Annotated in this window: 17 protein-coding genes; 7 read left to right on the top strand and 10 right to left on the bottom strand. The window is 59.6% G+C overall.

Annotated features, from left to right (window positions below; genetic code table 11):
• Nucleotides 1-24 precede the first annotated feature (24 nt).
• The gene (locus QFI97_RS20770) at nt 25-339 is read right to left on the bottom strand and encodes a hypothetical protein (protein WP_346431898.1); all 315 of its coding nucleotides are present in this window, start codon (nt 337-339) and stop codon (nt 25-27) included.
• 134 nt (nt 340-473) lie between these two features.
• Between QFI97_RS20770 and QFI97_RS20765 the strand changes: the two genes are divergently transcribed.
• From QFI97_RS20765 to QFI97_RS20755, 3 genes are read left to right on the top strand one after another with little or no spacing between them, the layout of a single operon-like run.
• Entirely contained in the window at nt 474-1,085 is a 612-nt protein-coding gene (locus tag QFI97_RS20765) for a methylthioribulose 1-phosphate dehydratase (RefSeq protein WP_095094944.1), read from the top strand.
• Between the two features lie 25 nt (nt 1,086-1,110).
• Entirely contained in the window at nt 1,111-2,607 is a 1,497-nt protein-coding gene (locus QFI97_RS20760) for an FGGY-family carbohydrate kinase (RefSeq protein ID WP_095094946.1), read from the top strand.
• Entirely contained in the window at nt 2,604-3,632 is a 1,029-nt protein-coding gene (locus QFI97_RS20755; protein ID WP_095094949.1) for a 2-hydroxyacid dehydrogenase, read from the top strand. Before QFI97_RS20760 ends, QFI97_RS20755 begins: the two co-directional genes overlap by 4 nt.
• A gap of 15 nt (nt 3,633-3,647) precedes the next feature.
• On the opposite strand, the gene QFI97_RS20750 is transcribed toward QFI97_RS20755, so the two are convergent.
• From QFI97_RS20750 to QFI97_RS20730, 5 genes are read right to left on the bottom strand one after another with little or no spacing between them, the layout of a single operon-like run.
• Nucleotides 3,648-4,592 (bottom strand): carbohydrate kinase family protein, encoded by a 945-nt coding sequence (locus QFI97_RS20750; RefSeq protein ID WP_346431897.1) that lies wholly within the window; start codon nt 4,590-4,592, stop codon nt 3,648-3,650.
• Nucleotides 4,593-4,602: 10 nt separating this feature from the next.
• On the bottom strand, nt 4,603-5,604 hold the full coding sequence (locus QFI97_RS20745; protein ID WP_095094955.1) for an ABC transporter permease: 1,002 nt from the start codon (nt 5,602-5,604) through the stop codon (nt 4,603-4,605).
• Nucleotides 5,601-6,590 carry an ABC transporter permease gene (locus QFI97_RS20740; protein WP_095094958.1) on the bottom strand — a complete coding sequence of 330 codons (990 nt, stop codon included), beginning with the start codon at nt 6,588-6,590 and terminating at the stop codon, nt 5,601-5,603. Before QFI97_RS20740 ends, QFI97_RS20745 begins: the two co-directional genes overlap by 4 nt.
• Nucleotides 6,587-8,092, bottom strand: a complete 1,506-nt coding sequence (locus tag QFI97_RS20735) for a sugar ABC transporter ATP-binding protein (RefSeq protein ID WP_346432112.1) — start codon at nt 8,090-8,092, stop codon at nt 6,587-6,589. The genes QFI97_RS20740 and QFI97_RS20735 overlap by 4 nt, the downstream gene beginning before the upstream one ends.
• A gap of 44 nt (nt 8,093-8,136) precedes the next feature.
• A complete protein-coding gene (locus QFI97_RS20730) occupies nt 8,137-9,117 on the bottom strand; it encodes a sugar ABC transporter substrate-binding protein (RefSeq protein ID WP_331850570.1) in 981 nt (326 codons plus the stop codon).
• Between the two features lie 415 nt (nt 9,118-9,532).
• On the opposite strand from QFI97_RS20730, the gene QFI97_RS20725 reads away from it, so the two are divergent.
• Nucleotides 9,533-11,854, top strand: coding sequence for a molybdopterin-dependent oxidoreductase (locus tag QFI97_RS20725; RefSeq protein WP_346431896.1), 2,322 nt, complete (start codon nt 9,533-9,535; stop codon nt 11,852-11,854).
• A gap of 44 nt (nt 11,855-11,898) precedes the next feature.
• Here QFI97_RS20725 and QFI97_RS20720 read toward each other — a convergent pair whose 3' ends face one another.
• Both QFI97_RS20720 and mtnC read right to left on the bottom strand, forming a co-directional pair.
• Complete coding sequence (locus QFI97_RS20720; protein WP_095094970.1) at nt 11,899-12,441, bottom strand: 1,2-dihydroxy-3-keto-5-methylthiopentene dioxygenase; 543 nt, start codon at nt 12,439-12,441, stop codon at nt 11,899-11,901.
• A complete protein-coding gene (mtnC, locus tag QFI97_RS20715) occupies nt 12,438-13,127 on the bottom strand; it encodes an acireductone synthase (RefSeq protein ID WP_095094973.1) in 690 nt (229 codons plus the stop codon). The genes QFI97_RS20720 and mtnC overlap by 4 nt, the downstream gene beginning before the upstream one ends.
• A gap of 223 nt (nt 13,128-13,350) precedes the next feature.
• Between mtnC and QFI97_RS20710 the strand changes: the two genes are divergently transcribed.
• Entirely contained in the window at nt 13,351-14,496 is a 1,146-nt protein-coding gene (locus QFI97_RS20710; protein ID WP_346432111.1) for a pyridoxal phosphate-dependent aminotransferase, read from the top strand.
• A gap of 150 nt (nt 14,497-14,646) precedes the next feature.
• On the opposite strand, the gene citR is transcribed toward QFI97_RS20710, so the two are convergent.
• Both citR and dsbG read right to left on the bottom strand, forming a co-directional pair.
• Nucleotides 14,647-15,543 (bottom strand): DNA-binding transcriptional repressor CitR, encoded by an 897-nt coding sequence (gene citR, locus QFI97_RS20705; RefSeq protein WP_346431895.1) that lies wholly within the window; start codon nt 15,541-15,543, stop codon nt 14,647-14,649.
• A gap of 207 nt (nt 15,544-15,750) precedes the next feature.
• On the bottom strand, nt 15,751-16,497 hold the full coding sequence (gene dsbG / locus QFI97_RS20700; protein ID WP_346431894.1) for a thiol:disulfide interchange protein DsbG: 747 nt from the start codon (nt 16,495-16,497) through the stop codon (nt 15,751-15,753).
• 403 nt (nt 16,498-16,900) lie between these two features.
• Here dsbG and ahpC point away from each other — a divergent pair, with 403 nt between their 5' ends.
• The gene (ahpC, locus tag QFI97_RS20695) at nt 16,901-17,464 is read left to right on the top strand and encodes an alkyl hydroperoxide reductase subunit C (protein WP_095094985.1); all 564 of its coding nucleotides are present in this window, start codon (nt 16,901-16,903) and stop codon (nt 17,462-17,464) included.
• A gap of 246 nt (nt 17,465-17,710) precedes the next feature.
• Nucleotides 17,711-19,276 (top strand): alkyl hydroperoxide reductase subunit F, encoded by a 1,566-nt coding sequence (ahpF, locus tag QFI97_RS20690; RefSeq protein WP_095094988.1) that lies wholly within the window; start codon nt 17,711-17,713, stop codon nt 19,274-19,276.
• Nucleotides 19,277-19,320: the final 44 nt, after the last annotated feature.

The following is a 19,320-nucleotide window of genomic DNA, read 5'->3' as shown; positions in this document are numbered from 1 at the left end:
GTGCAGTGTGCACATAAAAAGGCGTTAAACGGCGCCGTTTTGCCAGAATGGTGTGCATGGTGCAAAGTTTTGCACCAGCGTGGAGCAGCCGTTCGGACTTTGCCATCGCGCGCGGTCGCTATCGCTGGCGCTGAAATTTACGCCAGCCGCACGCAGAACGATCCCCCGTCTTTTTAGCGGCCCGCAGCGGGTAATATTGGCGTTATGAAAACGTTCAGTTGTATCACTGTTAAAAACGGTAATTTTATATGCGTTTCTGATATAACCATTCTTAATGTAAGCCTTTCCTGAAATATTGTTCAGCCGGGCAGGCGGTGTTAGTATCGGATAAATAGCCATTTAGACGGCTAAAGAACGTTGTCTCGGGATACCCTGTTTACCATTTTGAGTCACAGCAGCGCCCACGCTGCCAGCAACAACGGCGCCCGAGCGTCAAGGTTCTCAAAATACCATCGCTAAACTAAGGAACTGCTATGTGGCAAGAAAGACTCGCGCAACTGGTCACCACCTGTCATTGGATCGGTGCGAAGGGCTGGGCGCCGGCGACCGGCGGCAATATGTCCGTGCGCCAGGATGAGACCTGGTGCTGGCTCAGCGAGTCGGGACGCGATAAGGGCAGCCTGACCAGCGAAGATTTTCTGCAGGTTGATATTGCCAGCAATACCGCGCCTTCCGGGCGCAAGCCCTCGGCGGAAACCGGGCTGCATACCTTGGTCTATCGCCTGTTCCCCGAGGCCAACGTCGTGCTGCACGTCCATACCGTCAACGCGACGGTGCTGTCGCGCATCGAGAAGAGCGGGACGCTGGCGCTGCAGGGCTACGAAATGCAGAAAACGCTGACCGGCCAGCACAGCCATCTCGACACCGTCCCGGTGGCGATTTTCGATAACGATCAGGATATCGACGCCCTGGCGGCGCGCATCGAAGATTATGCGCAAACCCGCCCGCTGCGCTACGGCTTCCTGCTGCGCGGCCACGGTCTGACCTGCTGGGGGAAAGATATTAACGAGGCGCGCCGTCAGTTGGAAGGTCTGGAATTCCTGTTCGAGTGCGAGCTGATGCGTCGCCGCTACGAGCGCGACTAATTTTCAATAAGCGATCGGATCAGGCATGGATTTTTATCTGGGTATCGATATCGGCACCTCGCGCGTCAAGGCGGTGCTGTTTGATGAGCATTTTCAGGCGCGGGCCAGCGCGGCGGAGAATACCGGGCCGCGTCTGTCGGCTAACGGCTACGCCGAGCAGGATATGGCGCAGCTGTGGCAGTCGGTCATCGCTATTTTGCGCCAGATTGCGCAACGCCCGGAGCTGCAGAGCGGGCGCTTAAGAGCCATTGGCCTTGCCGGGCAGGGCGAAGGGGTGTGGCTAAGCGATGCCGAGGGCGAGCCGGTCGGGCCGGGGATCCTGTGGAGCGATACCCGCAGCCGGGAGCTGATGAGCGATCTGCTGCGCCGCCCGGGCTTCGATCGCCGCTTTTTTGCCGAGACCGGCACCCACCTGCAGCCGTGCAATACCAGCATGCAGCTATGCTGGCTCCGGCATTATCAGCCGGAGCGGCTGGCGGCGGCGCGCTATCTGTTTTTTGCCAAAGACTGGATCCGCTTTCGCCTGACCGGCGTCGCGGCGCTGGATATCACCGATGCCAGCACCTCGCTGCTCAATCAGCAGAGCGGGGAGCTGTCGGCGGTGGTGCTGAATGAAATGGGGCTTGCCGACCTGCATCATCTGTTCCCGCCGCTGCTGGCGCCGGATGCGCAGGCCGGCGCCCTGCGCGACGAGGTGGCGGAGCTGACCGGGCTGGCGGCCGGTACGCCGGTGGCCGCCGGCGCGCTCGACGTGTGCAGCGCGGCGCTCGGCTGCGGCGCGGTGAACGACGGCGATATCTATACGATCCTCGGTACGACCTGCTGTACCGGCATCGTGTGCCACGGTCGTCAGACGGTGAACGAAGGAACGCGCTACGTCACCCATACCGAAGCGGGGAGCTTTATTAACCTCTTTCCGATGCAGGCCGGAACGCCGAATATCGACTGGCTGCAGCAGCATATCTCCCTGAGCCCGGATCTCCAGCAGCTTGAGCGGGCGATTGCCGACGTCGAGCCGGGCAGCGGGGGCGTGTTCTGGCAGCCCTATCTGAACGGCGAACGCGCGCCGTTTTATAGCCCGGATGCGCGGGCCGGCTATTTTGGCATCAGCCAGCATACCACCCGCGCCGAGCTACAGCGGGCGGTCTTTGAGGGGCTGGCTTACGCCATCGTCGACTCGCTGCAGGGCTATCCGCAGGGCGGAGAGCTGTACCTGACCGGCGGCGGCGCGGCCTCCGCGACCTGGCTACAGATTATTGCCGACTGCAGCGGCAGAACGGTGGTCTCCAGCACCTTTAACGAACTCAGCGCCCGCGGGGCCGCGATTCTGGCAGCCCGCAGCGTTAACGAACTCTCGCACTACCCGCAGCTGGAGCAGACGCGCTATCAGCCAGATCCGCGGGCGCACGCCCGCTACGCCGCGCTCTATCCGGTTTATCGCCTGCTACGCGAACAGATGCTGCCCGTCTGGCAGGCCAGGCAGGAGGCGCTTCAACGTATTTCTCAGGAATCAGACCAATGAAAATTGTATTTACCGCTGAACACTCCGGCGATCTTGCGGCGTTCCACCAGCTGGGCGATCTGCGGGTTGAGGGATGGGCGCTGGGCAAACCGAAGCTCAGCGCCGGCCAGCTGATCGATCTGGCTCACGATGCCGAAGTGCTGGTGACCAGCTACGACGACGTGACGGAAGAGGTGATCGCCGCCTGCCCGCGCCTGAAGGTGATTGCCTGTACCCGCGCCAATCCGGTGAATATCGATGTTAAAGCTGCGGCGGCGCGCGACATTCGCGTGCTCTACACGCCGGGCCGCAACGCCGACGCGGCGGCGGAGCTCACGCTTGGGCTGATGCTGAGCCTGGCGCGGCATATCCCGCAGGCGCACGCGGCGCTGAAGCGCGGCGAGTTTACCAACGCCGACAATGCGGCGGCGGTCACTCAGGCCGGGCTGCGCCGCGACGTGGTGTGGGACGTGAGCCCGCAGAGCCCTTACGAGGTGTTTAAAGGCAGCGAGCTGCGCAATAAAACGCTGGGGCTGATTGGCTACGGGAATATTGGTCGCCGGGTGGCGCGTATCGCCCGCGCGTTCGGCATGGCGGTGCTGGTGGTGGACCCGTTCGTGGCGGGCGAGGATATCAACGAGCCGGGGCTGCGCAAAACCACTCTCGAAGCGCTGTTCCGCGAGGCGGATATCGTCAGCCTGCATCTGAGCAGCGGCGCCGGCAGCGACGGCCTGGTAAACGCGCCGCTGCTGAACAGCATGAAGCCCGGCGCGCTGCTGATTAACACTTCCCGCGCGGCGGTGGTTGACGAGGAGGCGCTCATTCACGCTCTGCGCCACGGGCCGCTGGGCGGCGCGGCGCTGGACGTTTATCATCGCGAACCGCTGTGGCGCGATCACCCGTTTGTCACCGAGTTTGCTAACGTGATTATCACCCCGCATATTGCCGGCGCGACCCGCGAAAGCATCAGCAAGCATACGGCGATGATTGCCGCCGATCTCCAGCGCTACGTCGCCGGCGAGCCGCTGTTATACCAGTGGCGCTAAGCGCGGGGCCGCAGGCTATCCGGCCCGATTCGCGGCCATAAATGCCAGGGTGTGGTCCCAGTCGATCACGCCCGCATCCGATCCCAGGCCGGTGGCGACCAGCGCCGCCACGGCCGATGCCACTTCGCAGGCCTCTTTTTCGTTCAACCCGCGGGCCAGCGCGGCAATAAAGCCGCCGCAGTAGCTATCGCCGCAGCCGGTAGTATCCACCGCCTCTACGCGCCACGGGGCGATATGCTCGACGCGGCCCTCGCGGGTCAGCAGCCAGGAGCCGTTGGCGCCGTCTTTCAAAATACAGGTCCCCACGCCGAGGTCGAAGAAGAAACGGGCGATTTCGGCGGGCTCGCTGCGTCCCGACAGATAGGCGGCCTCCTCCAGCGAGGGCATAAAGTAGTCTACCGACGGCAGCAGCGGGCGCAGCAGATCCAGGGTTCGCTCATCGGGGGCGATCAGGTCGAAGCTGGTGGTGACGCCGCGCGCCCTGGCCGCCGCCAGCAGTCGCGCGCTCTGACCCTGGTCCATTGCCGCCAGCAGACCCGTGCCGCCGTGATGCAGGAAGCGGCAGTCGAGAATCGAGGCGAACGTCTCTTCGCCGACGAACAGCGCATCGGAGGCGCCGCGACAGTGCAGCGCGGGCCGCTCGCCGTTCGGGCGGATAGGCAGGATCGTTGCCGAGGTCTCCTTTTGCGTCGTGCGCTGGATCAGCGAGCAGTCGATCCCCAGGCGCGCGTAGCTGGCGAGAATAAAATCGGCTTTTTCATCGTGGCCAAGGCAGGCGACGGCGGCGGTGCGAACGCCGAGCTTCGCGGCGTTGATATTCGCTCCGGCGGCGGTGCCCGCCGGGTTCAGGCGAATTTGTTCGATAAAGGCCACCCCGCCGCGGGGCGGGATGTCGAGAACCGGGCGACCGGCGATATCAAGGATCGTCAGGCCGACAAAAACGGCGTCAAAGGCTGCCATAGATACTCCGTTAACGATGCTGCTGACGCAGACGCGCCTGCCAGAAAGAGAGGGCCAGCGCGACCACCAGAATGACGCCGACCAGCGCGTCTTTGACCAGGTAGTTAAGACCCATCAGGTTCAGGCCGTTATCAATGATGGCGAGGAACAGCACCCCGCCGAGGGTACCGGCGATGCTGGCCCGGCCCTGGCGGTTAAAGGCGGTGCCGATAAAGACGGCGGCAATCGCATCCATCAAATAGGACTGGCCGGCCAGCGGCGTAAACTGCCGCAGGTTAGCGGAGAGGATCACGCCGCCGATGGCGCACAGCGCTGAGGCCGCGACCAGCACCCATAGCATGGTCAGCCGATCGCGGATCCCGGCGATGCGCGCCGCTTCCCCGTTCTGGCCAATGGCGCGAACGTACTTGCCGAAGAGCGTGCGCTCGGTAATCAGCCAGGCCACCAGCCACAGCGCCAGCACGATAACCACCGGCGTCGGAATACCGGCGATATTTCCCACTGCCAGATCGTGGTACTCCGGCGCCATCCGGCGATAGGCGATCGAGCCGCCGCCGTCGGTATAGATCCGCTCCACGCTGCTGGCAATAAACCAGGTCCCGAGGGTGGCAAGGAACGGACGGATCTGGCAAATCAGGATCAGAAAGGCGTTCAGCAGACCGATGATCGCCCCGCCGAGCAGAGCATAGCCCACCGCGGCCTGCCACGGCAGGTGCCAGGTTTTCAGGGCCACCAGCGCAAAGGCGGCGCCAAAGTCGAGCGCGACGCCAACCGAGAGATCGATGGCGCCCGCGCTGACAATGAGGGTCATCGCCATCGCCACAATCAGCAGAATCGCGCTGCCCTGGAGCAGGTTTGCCCAGTTATCAACGGTCAGAAATACCGGGTTAGCCCAGCCGAACAGGGCAATAGCCAGCAGGGTGATAATGCCGAAGCCCGCCCGCGACAGATAGGCCAGCGGGCCGCCGGCGGTCTGCTCCGGCGATGAGGATTTGAGCGTCAGCTGGCTCATTGATTGCCTCCGTGATGTCTGACCGCAGAAGCCGCCAGCACGATAAGGATCAGGGTGCCTTTGATGGCACCCATCCAGAAAATATTGACCCCCAGCAGCCCGAGGCCGTTGGAGAGGGCGTTGACCAGCACCGCGCCAAGCAGCGCGCCCCAGATGGTGACGACGCGCCGGCGCGAGAAGGCGGCGCCGATAAAGGTCGCCAGCACGGTCTCCAGCAGCAGCGGCGTGGCGGTACCGCTGGAGCTGCCCGAGCCCTGGCTCAGCAGCGGCAGAATCGCCAGACCGGCGGCGATGCCTGCCAGCAGCCAGACGTAAACCGTCAGCCGGCGCACGTTAAGCCCGCTCATTTGCGCCATATCGCGGTTGCCGCCGACCGCCTGCAGATGCTGGCCGAAGCGCGAGTGGTGCACCAGCAGCTGGAACAGGACGAAGACCGCCAGCAGATAGATCAGCGGCCAGGGGATGCCGAGCAGCGTCTGGTCGCGAAAAGCCACCATCAGCGGATCGCTGACCGCAATGCGCCGCTGGCCGGTGAGTAAATCGGTCAGGCCGGTAAAGGCCACGGAGGTTGAGAGCGTTGCCAGCAGCGGCGGCAGCCCGGCGACCAGCACCAGCCCGGCGTTGATCGCCCCGCAGGCGAGGCAGACCACGAGCGGCAGGAGCAGCAGCCACAGATAGGACATCTGCCACTCCACCATGCCGAGGCTCAGAAGCGCGACCCCGAGCACCGCGATGGCGGGAAGCGAGAGGTCGATCCCGCCGGTGACCACGTCATCGCCGCCGACGGCAATCACGCAAACCAGTCCGAAGCAGAGAATGGCCAGCGGCACGCTCTGCACCAGCATCATGCTGATATTCTGCCAGCTTAAAAAGAAGGGCGACTGGAGGCTAAGCCAGACCAGCAGGGCAAAGAAGAGAATCAGCGGAAATTTTTCGATAAGCGTCGTTATGCCCGGCAGGCCGCGGCGTTGGATACCCGTACTCATAGCTGTTGTTCCTGTCCACCGTTAATCGTTGCCAGCAGGGCGTCGAGCGTCAGCCCCTGGGTGGTGAGATTCGCCACCAGCTCGCCGCGCCACATCACGAGGATCCGATCGCATAGCCCCAGCAGCTCCGGCGCATCGCTGGAGGAGACCAGCACCGCGCGTCCGCGATCCGCCAGCTGACGGGTTCGCTGATAGATATCGCTGCGGGCGCCGATATCGACCCCGAGGGTCGGTTCATCGAGAATAAAGAGCCGCGCAGCGGTGCCCAGCCAGCGGGCCAGAATCGCCTTTTGCTGGTTGCCGCCGCTCATCAGCCGCACCGGCAGCTCCGGGCGGCCGGGGCGGATAGAGAGCTGCTCAATCCAGCTGCGGGCTTTCTCCAGCGCCCGGCCTCGGTGTTCCCAGCCGAAGGTGGCGGTGTCCGACAGGGAGGCCAGATTAATGTTATCGGCGGTGGTGAAGGGGAGGATCAGCCCCTGATGGCGGCGGTCGCGGGGCACCAGCGCCATGCCGGCGCGAATCGCCTGCTTCGGCGTGCGTATGCGCTTCGGCTGGCCGTCGATGCTAATCACGCCGCTGTCTACGCGCCTCAGGCCGTAGAGAAGGTCGACCAGCACGTCCCGCCCGGCGCCCAGCAGGCCGGCGACGCCGACGATTTCTCCGGGCTGGATATCAAAGGTAATGTCGCGCAGCTGATGGCCGTCGCCGAGCCCGCGCACCGACAGCAGCGGCGCGCTGGCGTCGGCTTCAGGCGGCGCGGACTGGCGCGGGGTATAGAGCTGCTCTATTTCCCGGCCGACCATCATTTTGATCAGCGCATCGGTATCCTGCAGCAGCGAGCGGTCAGGGTAGCCCACCACCTCGCCGTTGCGCAGAACGGTTCCGCGATCGCAGAGGGCGGCGATTTCGTTCAGATAGTGGGAAATATAGAGAATGGCGATCCCCTGCTCGCGCAGGCGCAGGATCGCCGAGGAGACCAGGCTGGCCTCCTGCGCTTCCAGCGGCGCGGTGGGTTCATCAAAGACCACCAGCTTCGCGGCGCCGTCGATCAGCGCCCGGGCGATTTGCACCAGCTTACGTTCGGCAAGGCTGAGATCGCGAATCAGCCGCCGCGGGTTAATGCTCAGCTGCCAGCTATCGCGGAAAAAGGCCTCGGTGGCGGCGTTCATGCGCTTTCTGTCCAGCGCGCCCCAGCGGTGGCGATACTCCTGGCCGAGAAAAACGGATTCCGCCACCGTGAAGTGGGCAATCAGGTTGAGTTCCTGGTGGATAACGCGGATGCCCATTGCTTCAATGGCCGCAGGGTTGCCGAACGGGATCGCCGCGCCATCGAGGGTGGCGCTGCCGCTATCGGCCTGGTACACGCCGGCAAGGATCTTGATCAGGGTGGATTTTCCCGCCCCGTTTTCGCCGATCAGACCGTGAATTTCACCGGGGTTAAGAAGCAGCGTGACCGCATTTAATGCAGTCACGTTGGCAAAGCTTTTGCCGATCTGGCTCATGACCAGACCAGCGGCGGGGCGCTCCCCGCCGAGGGGTTGATTAATCACTGCAGTTCGCCATATCCCAGCTGTTTGTAGACCGCTTTCGCTTCCTGCGGGCCCTTCACCGGGACCACCGGAATAAAGGTTTGCAGCGGCAGAGCCTGTTTAGCGAAGTAGTGCGCGACGTTGTCGGCCGACGTCTGGCCAATCAGGTGCGGCTGCTGAGCGACGTTAGCGACGAACGGGCTGCCGGGTTCGGCCATAATCTCCAGCGTTTCCGGGCCGGCATCGATGGCGGTGACCTTCACGTCTTTGTCGCGTCCGGTCTCTTCCAGAGCCTGCACGATCCCGATGGCCGGCTGATCCCAGCAGGCGACGTGGATGGCATCCAGTTTGCCTTTCGGATACTGGCTGAGCAGTTCGAGGGTTTTCTTACGCGCATCTTCCGGAGAGTTGGCAAACTGTTCGGCCAGCTCCGGCTGAATAATATGAATATCCGGATAATCCTTAAGGACATATTTCCACTGGTCGTAGCGGATGCCGCAAATTCGCAGCGAGCTGGAGAATGCATTAAATACCGCAACGTTACCTTTGCCGCCTAATTCATCAGCCATATAGCGGCCAATGGTTGAACCCAGGGTGTAGTTGTCGGAGGTTGTGTTATTGACGGAGTATTTTGACACGTGGTCCACGGTAAATACCGGGATGCCGGCATCGCGCAGCGCTTTAAATTTAGGTTCAACGGCGCTGTCGCCGAGAATACTAATTACGGCATCGACCTTGCGTGATAATAAAATATCGTGGTTATTGGCGTGTACCTGATTATCACGACCGCCGTCGACGCCGATGACTTTACCACCCAGTTTTTCAACCTCTTCGGTGGCGCCTTTATAGGCTTCGCGATCCCAGAAGTGCTGGGTACCGACAACGGCGACGCCGATGGTTTTCCCCTGCAGCGACAGGGGCTCTGCGGCGGAGGCGCTGACGGAGACGAGCGTCATCAGACCCAGCGCGGCGGGCAGTAATTTTATTCTCTGCGACATTCTTATTATAGTCCTGTGATAAAGGTGTTTGCGGATTCGTAGCATGACAATAACGACCACGCAACCTCAAATACAAAATATGTCTAAGTTATACCAATAATGGTATATCGACGGAATAGGGCAGGAAAACTTAATTTTACCCGCTATAACCTGAAAATATTTCATGATGCTGAAATTAAGGCATGTTTATATTGTGGGTATAAGGTAAAAGCGCTGACTTTTATTGCAAACGGTAATTGCTGCTTAATGATGGCTATATTTATGGTGGGATATGGTGAATATAACCCAGGGCTCGCGTCATGCGGATGGTTATCGGCTAAAGTGACAGGATATTATAGTGTCATTGGCATTTTATCTTCAGCCAGCTCCCGACTTATTATAGCGGCCTCTATCGGGTGACAAAAAAACGGGCAACATGAATAAACAACATAATCTGGCGGTGATGCACTGGGGAACCTGGCAGGTGCAAACCCGCGATGGCGCCATTGATGCCGTCGTACCGGTCGCCTGGGATAAAAATCCCTCGCGCATCGGTCAGTCCCTCACCGATGCGGTCACCAGCAAAACGCGCATTCGTCGTCCGGCGGTGCGGGCCGGCTATCTGAAAAATGGCCCCGCGTCGCGGGAAGGTCGCGGCAAAGAGCCCTTTGTAGAGGTGAGCTGGGAGGTCGCCCTCGACCTGCTGGCCCGTGAACTCACTTCGGTGAAGGAGCGCTGCGGGAACGAAGCCATATACGGCGGCTCCTACGGCTGGGCCAGCGCCGGGCGTTTTCATCACGCCCAGAGCCAGCTGCATCGTTTCCTGAAATCTTTCGGCGGCTACACCGCCAGTACCAATACCTACAGCAGCGCCGCCGGCGAGCGTATTTTGCCGCATGTGCTGGGGCCGCTTAGCCCGCTGCATCGTCAGCATACGCACTTCTCTGAGCTGGCGCGGGAGTGTCAGCTGTTCGTGGCGATTGGCGGCCTGCCGCTGCGTAACTCTCAGGTTAACGGCGGCGGCGCCAACGACCATATGCTGAAGCACTGGCTGGAGAAGATGCAGGCCAACGGCACGCGCTTTATCAATATCAGCCCGGTCAGCAACGATCTGAGCGCCGTCGACTCCGCGCAGTGGCTGGCGGTGCGTCCGGGGACCGATACCGCGCTGCTGCTGGCGCTGTGCTACGTCCTGATTACCGAATCCCTGTACGACAGTGACTTTGTGGCCAGCCACACGGTGGGCTTTGCTCCCTACCGCGCCTATCTGCTGGGAGAGCGTGACGGGGTGGCAAAAACGCCGCGCTGGGCCGCGGCGATCGTGGGGATTTCCGAGCAGCAGATCGTCTCTCTGGCGCGCGAGATGGCCAGCCAGCGCACGATGGTCAATATCTCCTGGTCCATTCAGCGCGCCCGCCAGGGGGAGCAGGCCTACTGGGCAACGGTCGCCCTGACCGCTCTGCTGGGGCAGATTGGCACCCCGGGCGGAGGGCTGGGCTTCGGCTACGCCTGTACCAACCTGGCGGGCGCGGCGCGCAAAGCCTTTTCCGGCCCCCGTCTGCCGGCGGGGAAAAATGCGGTTAACAGCGCGATCCCGGTGGCCCGGCTGGCGGACATGCTGCTGCACCCCGGCGGCGAATATGAGTTTGATGGCCAGCATCTGCGCTACCCTGATATCCGCCTGGTCTACTGGGCGGGGGGCAATGCTTTTCACCATCATCAGGACCTTAACCAGCTCTGCGAGGCGTGGCGACGGCCGGAAACGGTGGTGGTGCATGAGCAGTACTGGACCGCGCAGGCGAAGTTTTCCGACATTGTGCTGCCGGTGACCACCTCCCTGGAGCGGGAGGATATCGGCAGCGGCGGGCATGACGGATTTATGATTGCCATGAGCGCGCAGATCCCGCCGGTTGCCGAGGCCCGCGACGACTACGCGATTTTCTGCGATCTTGCCGCTCGGCTAGGCTGCGGCGAGCGCTTCAGCGAAGGGCGCAGCGTCGGGCAGTGGCTGCGGCATATTTATGATGAGTCGCGCCCGCGGGCCCGGGAAGAGGGCATTGAGCTGCCGTCGTTTGAGGATTTCTGGCAGCAGGGGGTGCTGGAGTACAGCGCGCCGGAGCAGCCGCAGGTCTTCCTGGCCGATTTTCGCGCCGACCCGCTGGGCTCTCCGCTCTCCACGCCGTCCGGCAAGATTGAGCTCTTCTCGCAAACCGTCGCCGACTTCGGCTACCGCGAGTGCCCGGGCCATCCGTGGTGGGATGAAGAGGAAGCTAGCTGGCAGCGGGAAGAGGCCAGCCGCTGGCCGCTGCATCTGCTGTCCAGCCAGCCGCGCACGCGTCTGCACAGCCAGTACGATCATGGCAGCGTCAGCCGGGCGACCAAAATTCAGGGGCGCGAGCCGCTGTGGATGCATCCCCAGGATGCGCAGGCGCGGGGAGTAACCGAAGGCAGCGTGGTGAAGGTGCATAACGCCCGCGGAGCGATTCTGGCCGGGGTGCATCTCAGCGAAGGGATCCGCCAGGGGGTAGTGCAGATGGCCACCGGCGCCTGGTACGATCCGCTGAACCCCAGCGAAAAAGGCTCCCTGGATAAGCACGGTAATCCGAACGTGCTGACCGAAGATCGCGGCAGCTCGCGGCTGGGCCAGGGCTGTAGCGCGCAGAGCTGCTGGGTCGAGATTGTCCCGTGGCGCGAGGCGCTGCCGCCCATTACCGCGTTCGATCCGCCGGCGTTTATCAGCGCGGACGCGTTGCCCTGAACGGCAGCCCGGCGGCGCAGGGCCGCCGGGCTGGATGAAGGAGATTACGCCAGCCGTGGGTAGGCGTCGGCAATATCATCCCCGGTAAACTTCGCCACCCAGCCTTCCGGGTTATCGAAAATTCGGATGGCGGTGAAGTTCGGTTCCGAGCCCATATCAAACCAGTGCGGCGTGTCGGCGGGGACGGAGATTAAATCGTTCTTCTCGCACAGCACCTGGAATACCTCATTGCCGATATGCAGGCAAAACAGCCCGGCACCCTCGACGAAGAAACGCACCTCGTCCTCGCCGTGGGTATGCTCGTTGAGAAACTTCGCGCGCAGCGCCTCTTTCTGCGGGTTGTCCGCGCGCAGGCTGATAACGTCCCAGCTCTGGTAACCCTTTTCGGCAACCAGCTTATCAATCGCGTGCTGGTAGGCCTCAAGCACCGTTTCCGGCGTTGGCGCGACGCCTAAATCGCGGTCGGCCTGCCAGCGCTCAAAGCGTACGCCTTTCGCCTTTAGCTGCTGCTGAATTTCGTCGGCGTCGGTGCTGTGCCAGATGGCGTTTCCGGCGTCCTGGTCAGAAAAAATCGTTAATGCGCTCATGCAGGTATTTGCTCCGGATGAATGTCGTCAAAACGCTGAATCTGCGGATGATGGCTGGCGGGGTCGCGATCGCCGCGTACCAGCTGCAGGGTGCGAAAACCGGCCTCCTCGGCGGCATCCAGCTCCTGATGGATATCGGAAAGGAACAGGATGGCGGCAGGGTGGTGACCCAGCTGTTCAGCAATGTTGCGGTAGGACTGCGCTTCGCGCTTCGCGCCTACCAGAGTATCGAAATAGCCGTTGAACAGATGAGTAATATCACCTTCGTCGCTGTAGCCAAATAACAATTTCTGCGCAGCGACCGAGCCTGAGGAATATACATATAAATCAATTCCCTGCGACTTCCACTTTTCCAGCGCCGGCAGAACATCGGGATACAGATGGCCGGTAAAGTCGCCGTTAAGGTAGCCATCGCGCCAGATAATCCCCTGCAGCGCCTTCAGCGCGGTGGATTTGCGATCCTCCTGCATAAAGGCAAATAGCGTATCGATAAGCTCGGCGGTGCTGGCAGCGGGAGCGGCGATTTCGTGGCGGAGGTTATCAAGGATCGTTTTGACCGGCTCAGCGTACTGCTGGGCGGTCACGAAGCCTGCTAATCGTTCACGGGCGTACGGAAACAGAATGTTATGTACGAAGCGAATGTCGCTGGTGGTACCTTCAATATCGGTCACGATGGCGCGGATCATGGTTTCTCCAGAGTGGGCGTTACGCCGCATTGATGGTGGCGGCAGACCATAGCCGGCCTGACATCATCATTTATACACGTCATTGCGCAAAGCGCGTTGCAGCTTTTTTGCATAACGGCGCATATAGACGTCTAAGCGTCTCGATTGCCAAATATTAACATCGTGTTATAGTGGCTTCAACAACAGCATTACAATCGGTAATAACAAAATGAGCAATAAGCCACTGATTCCTGAGAGTAAACTCCCTTCACTGGGCACCACTATTTTTAGCCAGATGAGCGCTCTTGCGCAGCAGCATCAGGCGATAAATCTTTCACAGGGCTTCCCGGATTTTGACGGGCCGCGCTACCTGCAGGAGCGACTGGCTTTTCATGTCGCCCAGGGCGCCAACCAGTACGCCCCGATGACCGGCGTACCGGCGCTGCGCGAAGCCATCGCCGATAAAACCGCCGAGCTTTACGGCTACCGACCGGACGCCAACAGCGATGTGACCGTTACGGCGGGCGCAACCGAGGCCCTGTATGCGGCCATTACCGCCCTGGTGCGTAGCGGGGATGAGGTGATCTGCTTTGACCCGAGCTACGACAGCTATGCCCCGGCGGTTGAGCTGTCCGGCGGCGTGCTGAAGCGCATTGCCCTGCAGCCGCCGCATTTTCGCGTTGACTGGCAGGAGTTTGCCGCCGCGCTGAGCGAGCGTACCCGGCTGGTGATCCTCAATACCCCGCACAACCCGTCGGCGACGGTCTGGCAGCATGAGGATTTCGCCGCGCTGTGGCAGGCGATTGCCGAGCGTGAGATTTACGTGATCAGCGATGAAGTCTACGAGCATATCTGCTTTGCGGCGCAGGGACACGCCAGCGTGCTGGCCCATCCGCAGCTGCGCGAGCGGGCGGTAGCGGTCTCTTCGTTTGGTAAAACCTTCCATATGACCGGCTGGAAGGTCGGCTACTGCGTCGCCCCTGCGGCAATCAGCGCCGAGCTGCGTAAAGTGCATCAGTATCTGACGTTCTCGGTGAACACGCCGGCGCAGCTGGCCATCGCCGATATGCTGCGTCACGAACCGGAGCACTATCGTCAGCTGCCCGAGTTTTACCAGCAGCGCCGCGACCTGTTTATCGAGGCCCTGCGCGCCAGCCGCCTGGAGATATTACCCTGCGAGGGCACCTACTTCCTGCTGGCAGACTACAGCGCGGTTTCCGATCTCGACGACGTCAGCTTTTGCCGCTGGCTGACGACTGAAATCGGCGTGGCGGCGATCCCGCTGTCGGTGTTCTGCGCCGATCCGTTCCCGCACAGGCTGATTCGGCTGTGCTTTGCCAAGCAGCCGGCAACCCTGCTGGCCGCCGCGGAGCGTCTGCGCCAGCTGTAGCGCGCCGGCGTCGGGTCGCTGAGTGAATTGATGGTCGCCGGACGTTTTAAGTCGACCATTAATTTTCTCCGATGGCTGTTTTCGCTATTTTATTTTTCTGATTTATGTGCGGATATTCACGTGGTCGATAATTAACGGCGGCCACTTTTATTATAATGCCGCCTCTTTAATAAGAGAGGCTAAAACAGGGTGGTCCATCTGCACCCGATTATAAATCATATGAATCATCGCCCGGGGAATATCCGCCGGAGCAGGTATTATTCTCAGCCTGAGGTCGAAGAGCTGCGGGGTTGACGCAATTTTTGGCATAAAGCCGATAAAATCAGTCTGGCTAATAATATTGAGGATGGCAATGTGTGAGTCGCTGCTGAAGGCAATATTTCGTTCGGGGAACAGTTTCTCAAGCCAGTAGTCAACCGCCTGCATCCCCGCCTCTTTGGTCAGATAGTCAGTAAAGCTCTCCCGCGCAATGGATTCTGCGGAGGTGAATTCGGCTATTCGCGGATGATTCTGCCGGCAGACCAGCACCATCTCTATTTCCTGAAACGGCAGGCATACGGTGGTCGGGCTGGCAAGCGGTGAAAGGCTAAAAATCAGATCGGCTTTGCGGTAGGCGAGCAGGCTCTCCGCCGACTCCGAGGCGAGCTGAAGGTCGTGGTGCTCCACCTGCAGGTTGGGGTCACGGTAGAGCGTGCTGATGAGCGTTGCGGAGGAGGGCGAGAGGAAAAACTGCGGGCTGTAGATAACAAAGCGTTTTCTCAGTTCGGCGCCGTGGACGATATTGATCGTCTGCTCAAGCTGGTTGAGATTTTTTTCCAGATGATGATGAAGGTTAACCGCCAGGGTGGTGGGGCTCATCCCTTTACCGGTGCGGATAAACAGCGGATCGTTGAGCTGATTGCGCAGGCGCTGCAGCGACTGGCTGACGGCTGAAGGGGTAATAAATAAGGTTCCTGCGGCCTGGCTTATACTTAAATGCTGATAGATACATTCAAAAATAACCAGTAGGTTAAGATCGAACTTTTTAAGTTCGTAAAGTTTAGCCATTGCTAGCATCCTGTCCGTTGCTGTGTCTGGTGCGAATTATTATCTTTTTATTCTATTTGTTTATTATATTTAATTTGCGTAGCGATTGATGGGCTGAATTATTTAAGGCCGGTTTTATTAATGACTCTGAATGTATACGACGAAAAGTGATTTAGCCAGACCCTTTTGGGGCGAGTAGTCCGGCTAAAAAGGGTCTGACGGGATGCTTTATTTTTCGCCCATCATCACCTGGAGCTTATCCGCTTCCGGTAAGCCGACAACCTGCTGCAGCATATTTTCTTTATTCATATAGTAAATAGCCGGCGTGGCGTTAGCCCCTAGCCGATCCATCAGCTGCTGGTTTTGGTTGAGGATGCGCATTTTTTCCGCCGGGATGTCCGCCGGGATCTCAACTTTCATTTTCCCGGCCGATTTTTCGTAATCGTGCCAGGTTTTTGCCGGATCGCGGCTGGCGAGAATGGCGGCGGCCACCGGCGTACTTTCCGGTTTGATAACGCCTACCAGCAGCGTGCGAATCTGCACTTTCCCCGACTCCACCCAAGGTCGAGCCTGTTGCCAGAACTGCTTGCAGTACGGGCAGAAGGGATCGGCGAAGACGTACAGGATAATCGGCGCCTCTTTTTTGCCGTCAAGCAGCCAGCTGGCGGCCTCCATTTGCTTCCACATCTGCTGGCCCGCCGGAGTATAGAGCTCTTTCTGGAACAGCTGTTCGCTAAGATTGGTGCCGTTTTCGTCATACATGTAGCCGGAGATGGCGTGCTTGCCGTCAGGCGTCAGATAGATAGCGACGCCCATATCCTGATATTTACCCAGCCAGCCTTTCACTCCGCCCGGCGCTGCGAAGGGTTTAATGATGGTAATACCCTGTTTTTCTATCGCTTTTACGGGGGCAGGGAGATCTTCTGCATAGCTGCAAAGGGGCAAAAGGCTCAGGAAAAGCAGACGTTTTAACATGATTATTCCTTGTGAAATCAATGTATAAGGCACAGCAGATGATGGAACCTATCGCAGCTATAGGCAAGACCTGCGCCCGGGCAGATTGCCCTTTGCTGAGGCGGGTGGTGTAATCGCCCATGCTGTTACATTAAGGTAATGTAGAGCGCAACGCATAGCCAGCTTGCCTGGCGCTGAAGCTACCTGCGGGTATTTCAGGTAATAGGGCCGCCTGAGAGGGCGGCCTTTTTACTTTATCGGCTTAGCGGGTGCGTTCGGCGGCGCGACTTGTCCCGACGGGTTCACAAAGTTGTCTTGTTGCGGTTGTTAGATATTGCTTATTGATTTGATAATGCAAACGCATTGGTCGGGTCAGGAAAAATTAGTTACCTTAGACCTCAACGAAAACACGGAGGAAGTATAGATGTCCTTAATTAACACTAAAATCAAACCTTTCAAAAACCAGGCGTTCAAAAACGGTGAATTCATCGAAGTTACCGAGAAAGATACCGAAGGCCGCTGGAGCGTTTTCTTCTTCTATCCGGCTGACTTCACCTTCGTATGCCCGACTGAACTGGGTGACGTTGCTGACCATTACGAAGAGCTGCAGAAACTGGGCGTAGACGTCTATTCCGTCTCCACCGATACCCACTTTACTCACAAAGCATGGCACAGCAGCTCTGACACCATCGCTAAAATCAAGTATGCGATGATTGGTGACCCGACTGGCGCCCTGACCCGTAACTTCGAAAACATGCGTGAAGACCAAGGCCTGGCCGACCGCGGCACCTTTATCGTTGACCCGCAGGGCATCATTCAGGCGATCGAAGTTACCGCTGAAGGTATCGGCCGCGATGCGTCTGACCTGCTGCGTAAAGTGAAAGCAGCTCAGTACGTTGCTTCTCACCCAGGCGAAGTTTGCCCGGCTAAATGGAAAGAAGGCGATGCGACTCTGGCTCCGTCCCTGGACCTGGTCGGCAAAATCTAAAATTTCCATGTCTTTCACGCCATGGCGGCGTTGGCGTCACCTGCTCACCCCGGTCACTTACTTATGTAAGCTCCCGGGGATCCCCAGACTAGCCGCCTTGCCCTGACGCGAAATCCAAAGGGAAATTGATACCGAATAACGGGTGTTTTATTACGCCCGTTTTTCTTCCAAACCCCATGATGCAAGCCGCATTCAGGCAGCCGTGAGGCCGCTTGCATGATGACGTTTTAAGAGAGGGATAACGAGATGCTCGACGCAAATATGAAAACCCAGCTCAGGGCCTACCTTGAGAAACTGACCAAACCTGTTGAGCTGATTGCTACGCTGGACGACAGCGCTAAATCGGCAGAAATCAAAGAGCTGCTGGCGGAAATCGCTGAGCTGTCTGAGAAAGTGACGTTTAAAGAAGACAACACGCTCGCCGTGCGCAAACCGTCTTTCTTGATAACTAATCCAGGTTCTACCCAGGGGCCGCGCTTTGCCGGTTCACCGCTGGGGCATGAGTTTACCTCTCTGGTTCTGGCGCTGCTGTGGACCGGCGGTCATCCGTCGAAAGAGACCCAGGCCCTGCTGGAACAGATCCGCGACCTTGACGGTGATTTTGAGTTTGAAACCTACTACTCGCTCACCTGCCATAACTGCCCGGACGTGGTGCAGGCGCTGAACCTGATGGCGGTGCTGAACCCGCGCATTAAGCATACGGCGATTGACGGCGGGACGTTCCAGAATGAGATTACCGATCGTAACGTGATGGGCGTTCCGGCGGTCTTTGTCAACGGCAAGGAGTTTGGCCAGGGGCGCATGACGCTGGCGGAGATCGTCGCGAAAGTTGACACCGGCGCGGAGAAACGTGCCGCAGAAGAGCTGAACAAGCGTGATGCTTACGACGTGCTGATTGTCGGCTCCGGCCCGTCCGGCGCGGCGGCGGCGGTTTACTCGGCGCGTAAAGGGATTCGTACCGGCCTGATGGGCGAACGTTTCGGCGGCCAGGTGCTGGATACCGTGGATATCGAAAACTACATTTCGGTACCTAAAACCGAAGGTCAGAAGCTGGCCGGGGCGCTGAAGGTTCACGTCAATGAATATGATGTCGACGTCATTGACTCACAGAGCGCGTCGAAACTGATTCCGGCGGCGGTAGAAGGCGGCCTGCATCAGATTGAAACCGCCTCCGGCGCGGTGCTGAAGGCGCGCAGTATCATCATCGCCACCGGCGCTAAATGGCGTAACATGAACGTGCCGGGTGAAGACCAGTACCGGACGAAAGGGGTGACCTACTGCCCGCACTGCGACGGCCCGCTGTTTAAAGGCAAGCGCGTGGCGGTGATCGGCGGCGGTAACTCGGGCGTCGAGGCGGCAATCGATCTGGCGGGCGTGGTGGAACACGTTACGCTGCTGGAATTCGCGCCTGAAATGAAGGCGGACCAGGTGCTGCAGGACAAAGTCCGCAGCCTGAAAAACGTCGATATCATTCTTAACGCGCAGACCACGGAAGTGGTCGGCGATGGCAGTAAAGTGACCGGATTGCAGTATCGCGATCGGCTGAGCGGTGATGAGCATCACGTCGAGCTGGCGGGGATCTTCGTACAGATTGGTCTGCTGCCTAATACCACCTGGCTGGAAGGCGCGATTGAACGTAATCGGATGGGTGAAATTATCATCGATGCGAAGTGCGAAACTAACGTCAAAGGCGTGTTCGCGGCGGGCGACTGCACCACCGTACCGTACAAGCAGATTATTATCGCCGCCGGCGAAGGGGCAAAAGCATCCCTGAGCTCGTTCGATTATCTGATTCGGACAAAAACCGCATAATAAAAGAGAGTAAGATCGACCTGCACAGCAAAGAGGCTACCCAC

The organism is Klebsiella scottii (assembly GCF_036561945.1).
Taxonomy (GTDB): domain Bacteria; phylum Pseudomonadota; class Gammaproteobacteria; order Enterobacterales; family Enterobacteriaceae; genus Klebsiella; species Klebsiella scottii.
This window is presented reverse-complemented; position numbering and strand designations above follow the sequence as displayed.

Excerpts from the sequence above, each read along its gene's own strand:
- QFI97_RS20770 (WP_346431898.1), bottom strand. The coding sequence starts at position 339 with ATGGCTATTTATCCGATACTAACACCGCCTGCCCGGCTGAACAATATT.
- QFI97_RS20765 (WP_095094944.1), top strand. The coding sequence starts at position 474 with ATGTGGCAAGAAAGACTCGCGCAACTGGTCACCACCTGTCATTGGATC.
- QFI97_RS20760 (WP_095094946.1), top strand. The coding sequence starts at position 1,111 with ATGGATTTTTATCTGGGTATCGATATCGGCACCTCGCGCGTCAAGGCG.
- QFI97_RS20755 (WP_095094949.1), top strand. The coding sequence starts at position 2,604 with ATGAAAATTGTATTTACCGCTGAACACTCCGGCGATCTTGCGGCGTTC.
- QFI97_RS20750 (WP_346431897.1), bottom strand. The coding sequence starts at position 4,592 with ATGGCAGCCTTTGACGCCGTTTTTGTCGGCCTGACGATCCTTGATATC.
- QFI97_RS20745 (WP_095094955.1), bottom strand. The coding sequence starts at position 5,604 with ATGAGCCAGCTGACGCTCAAATCCTCATCGCCGGAGCAGACCGCCGGC.
- QFI97_RS20740 (WP_095094958.1), bottom strand. The coding sequence starts at position 6,590 with ATGAGTACGGGTATCCAACGCCGCGGCCTGCCGGGCATAACGACGCTT.
- QFI97_RS20735 (WP_346432112.1), bottom strand. The coding sequence starts at position 8,092 with ATGAGCCAGATCGGCAAAAGCTTTGCCAACGTGACTGCATTAAATGCG.
- QFI97_RS20730 (WP_331850570.1), bottom strand. The coding sequence starts at position 9,117 with ATGTCGCAGAGAATAAAATTACTGCCCGCCGCGCTGGGTCTGATGACG.
- QFI97_RS20725 (WP_346431896.1), top strand. The coding sequence starts at position 9,533 with ATGAATAAACAACATAATCTGGCGGTGATGCACTGGGGAACCTGGCAG.
- QFI97_RS20720 (WP_095094970.1), bottom strand. The coding sequence starts at position 12,441 with ATGAGCGCATTAACGATTTTTTCTGACCAGGACGCCGGAAACGCCATC.
- mtnC (WP_095094973.1), bottom strand. The coding sequence starts at position 13,127 with ATGATCCGCGCCATCGTGACCGATATTGAAGGTACCACCAGCGACATT.
- citR (WP_346431895.1), bottom strand. The coding sequence starts at position 15,543 with ATGGCTAAACTTTACGAACTTAAAAAGTTCGATCTTAACCTACTGGTT.
- dsbG (WP_346431894.1), bottom strand. The coding sequence starts at position 16,497 with ATGTTAAAACGTCTGCTTTTCCTGAGCCTTTTGCCCCTTTGCAGCTAT.
- ahpC (WP_095094985.1), top strand. The coding sequence starts at position 16,901 with ATGTCCTTAATTAACACTAAAATCAAACCTTTCAAAAACCAGGCGTTC.
- ahpF (WP_095094988.1), top strand. The coding sequence starts at position 17,711 with ATGCTCGACGCAAATATGAAAACCCAGCTCAGGGCCTACCTTGAGAAA.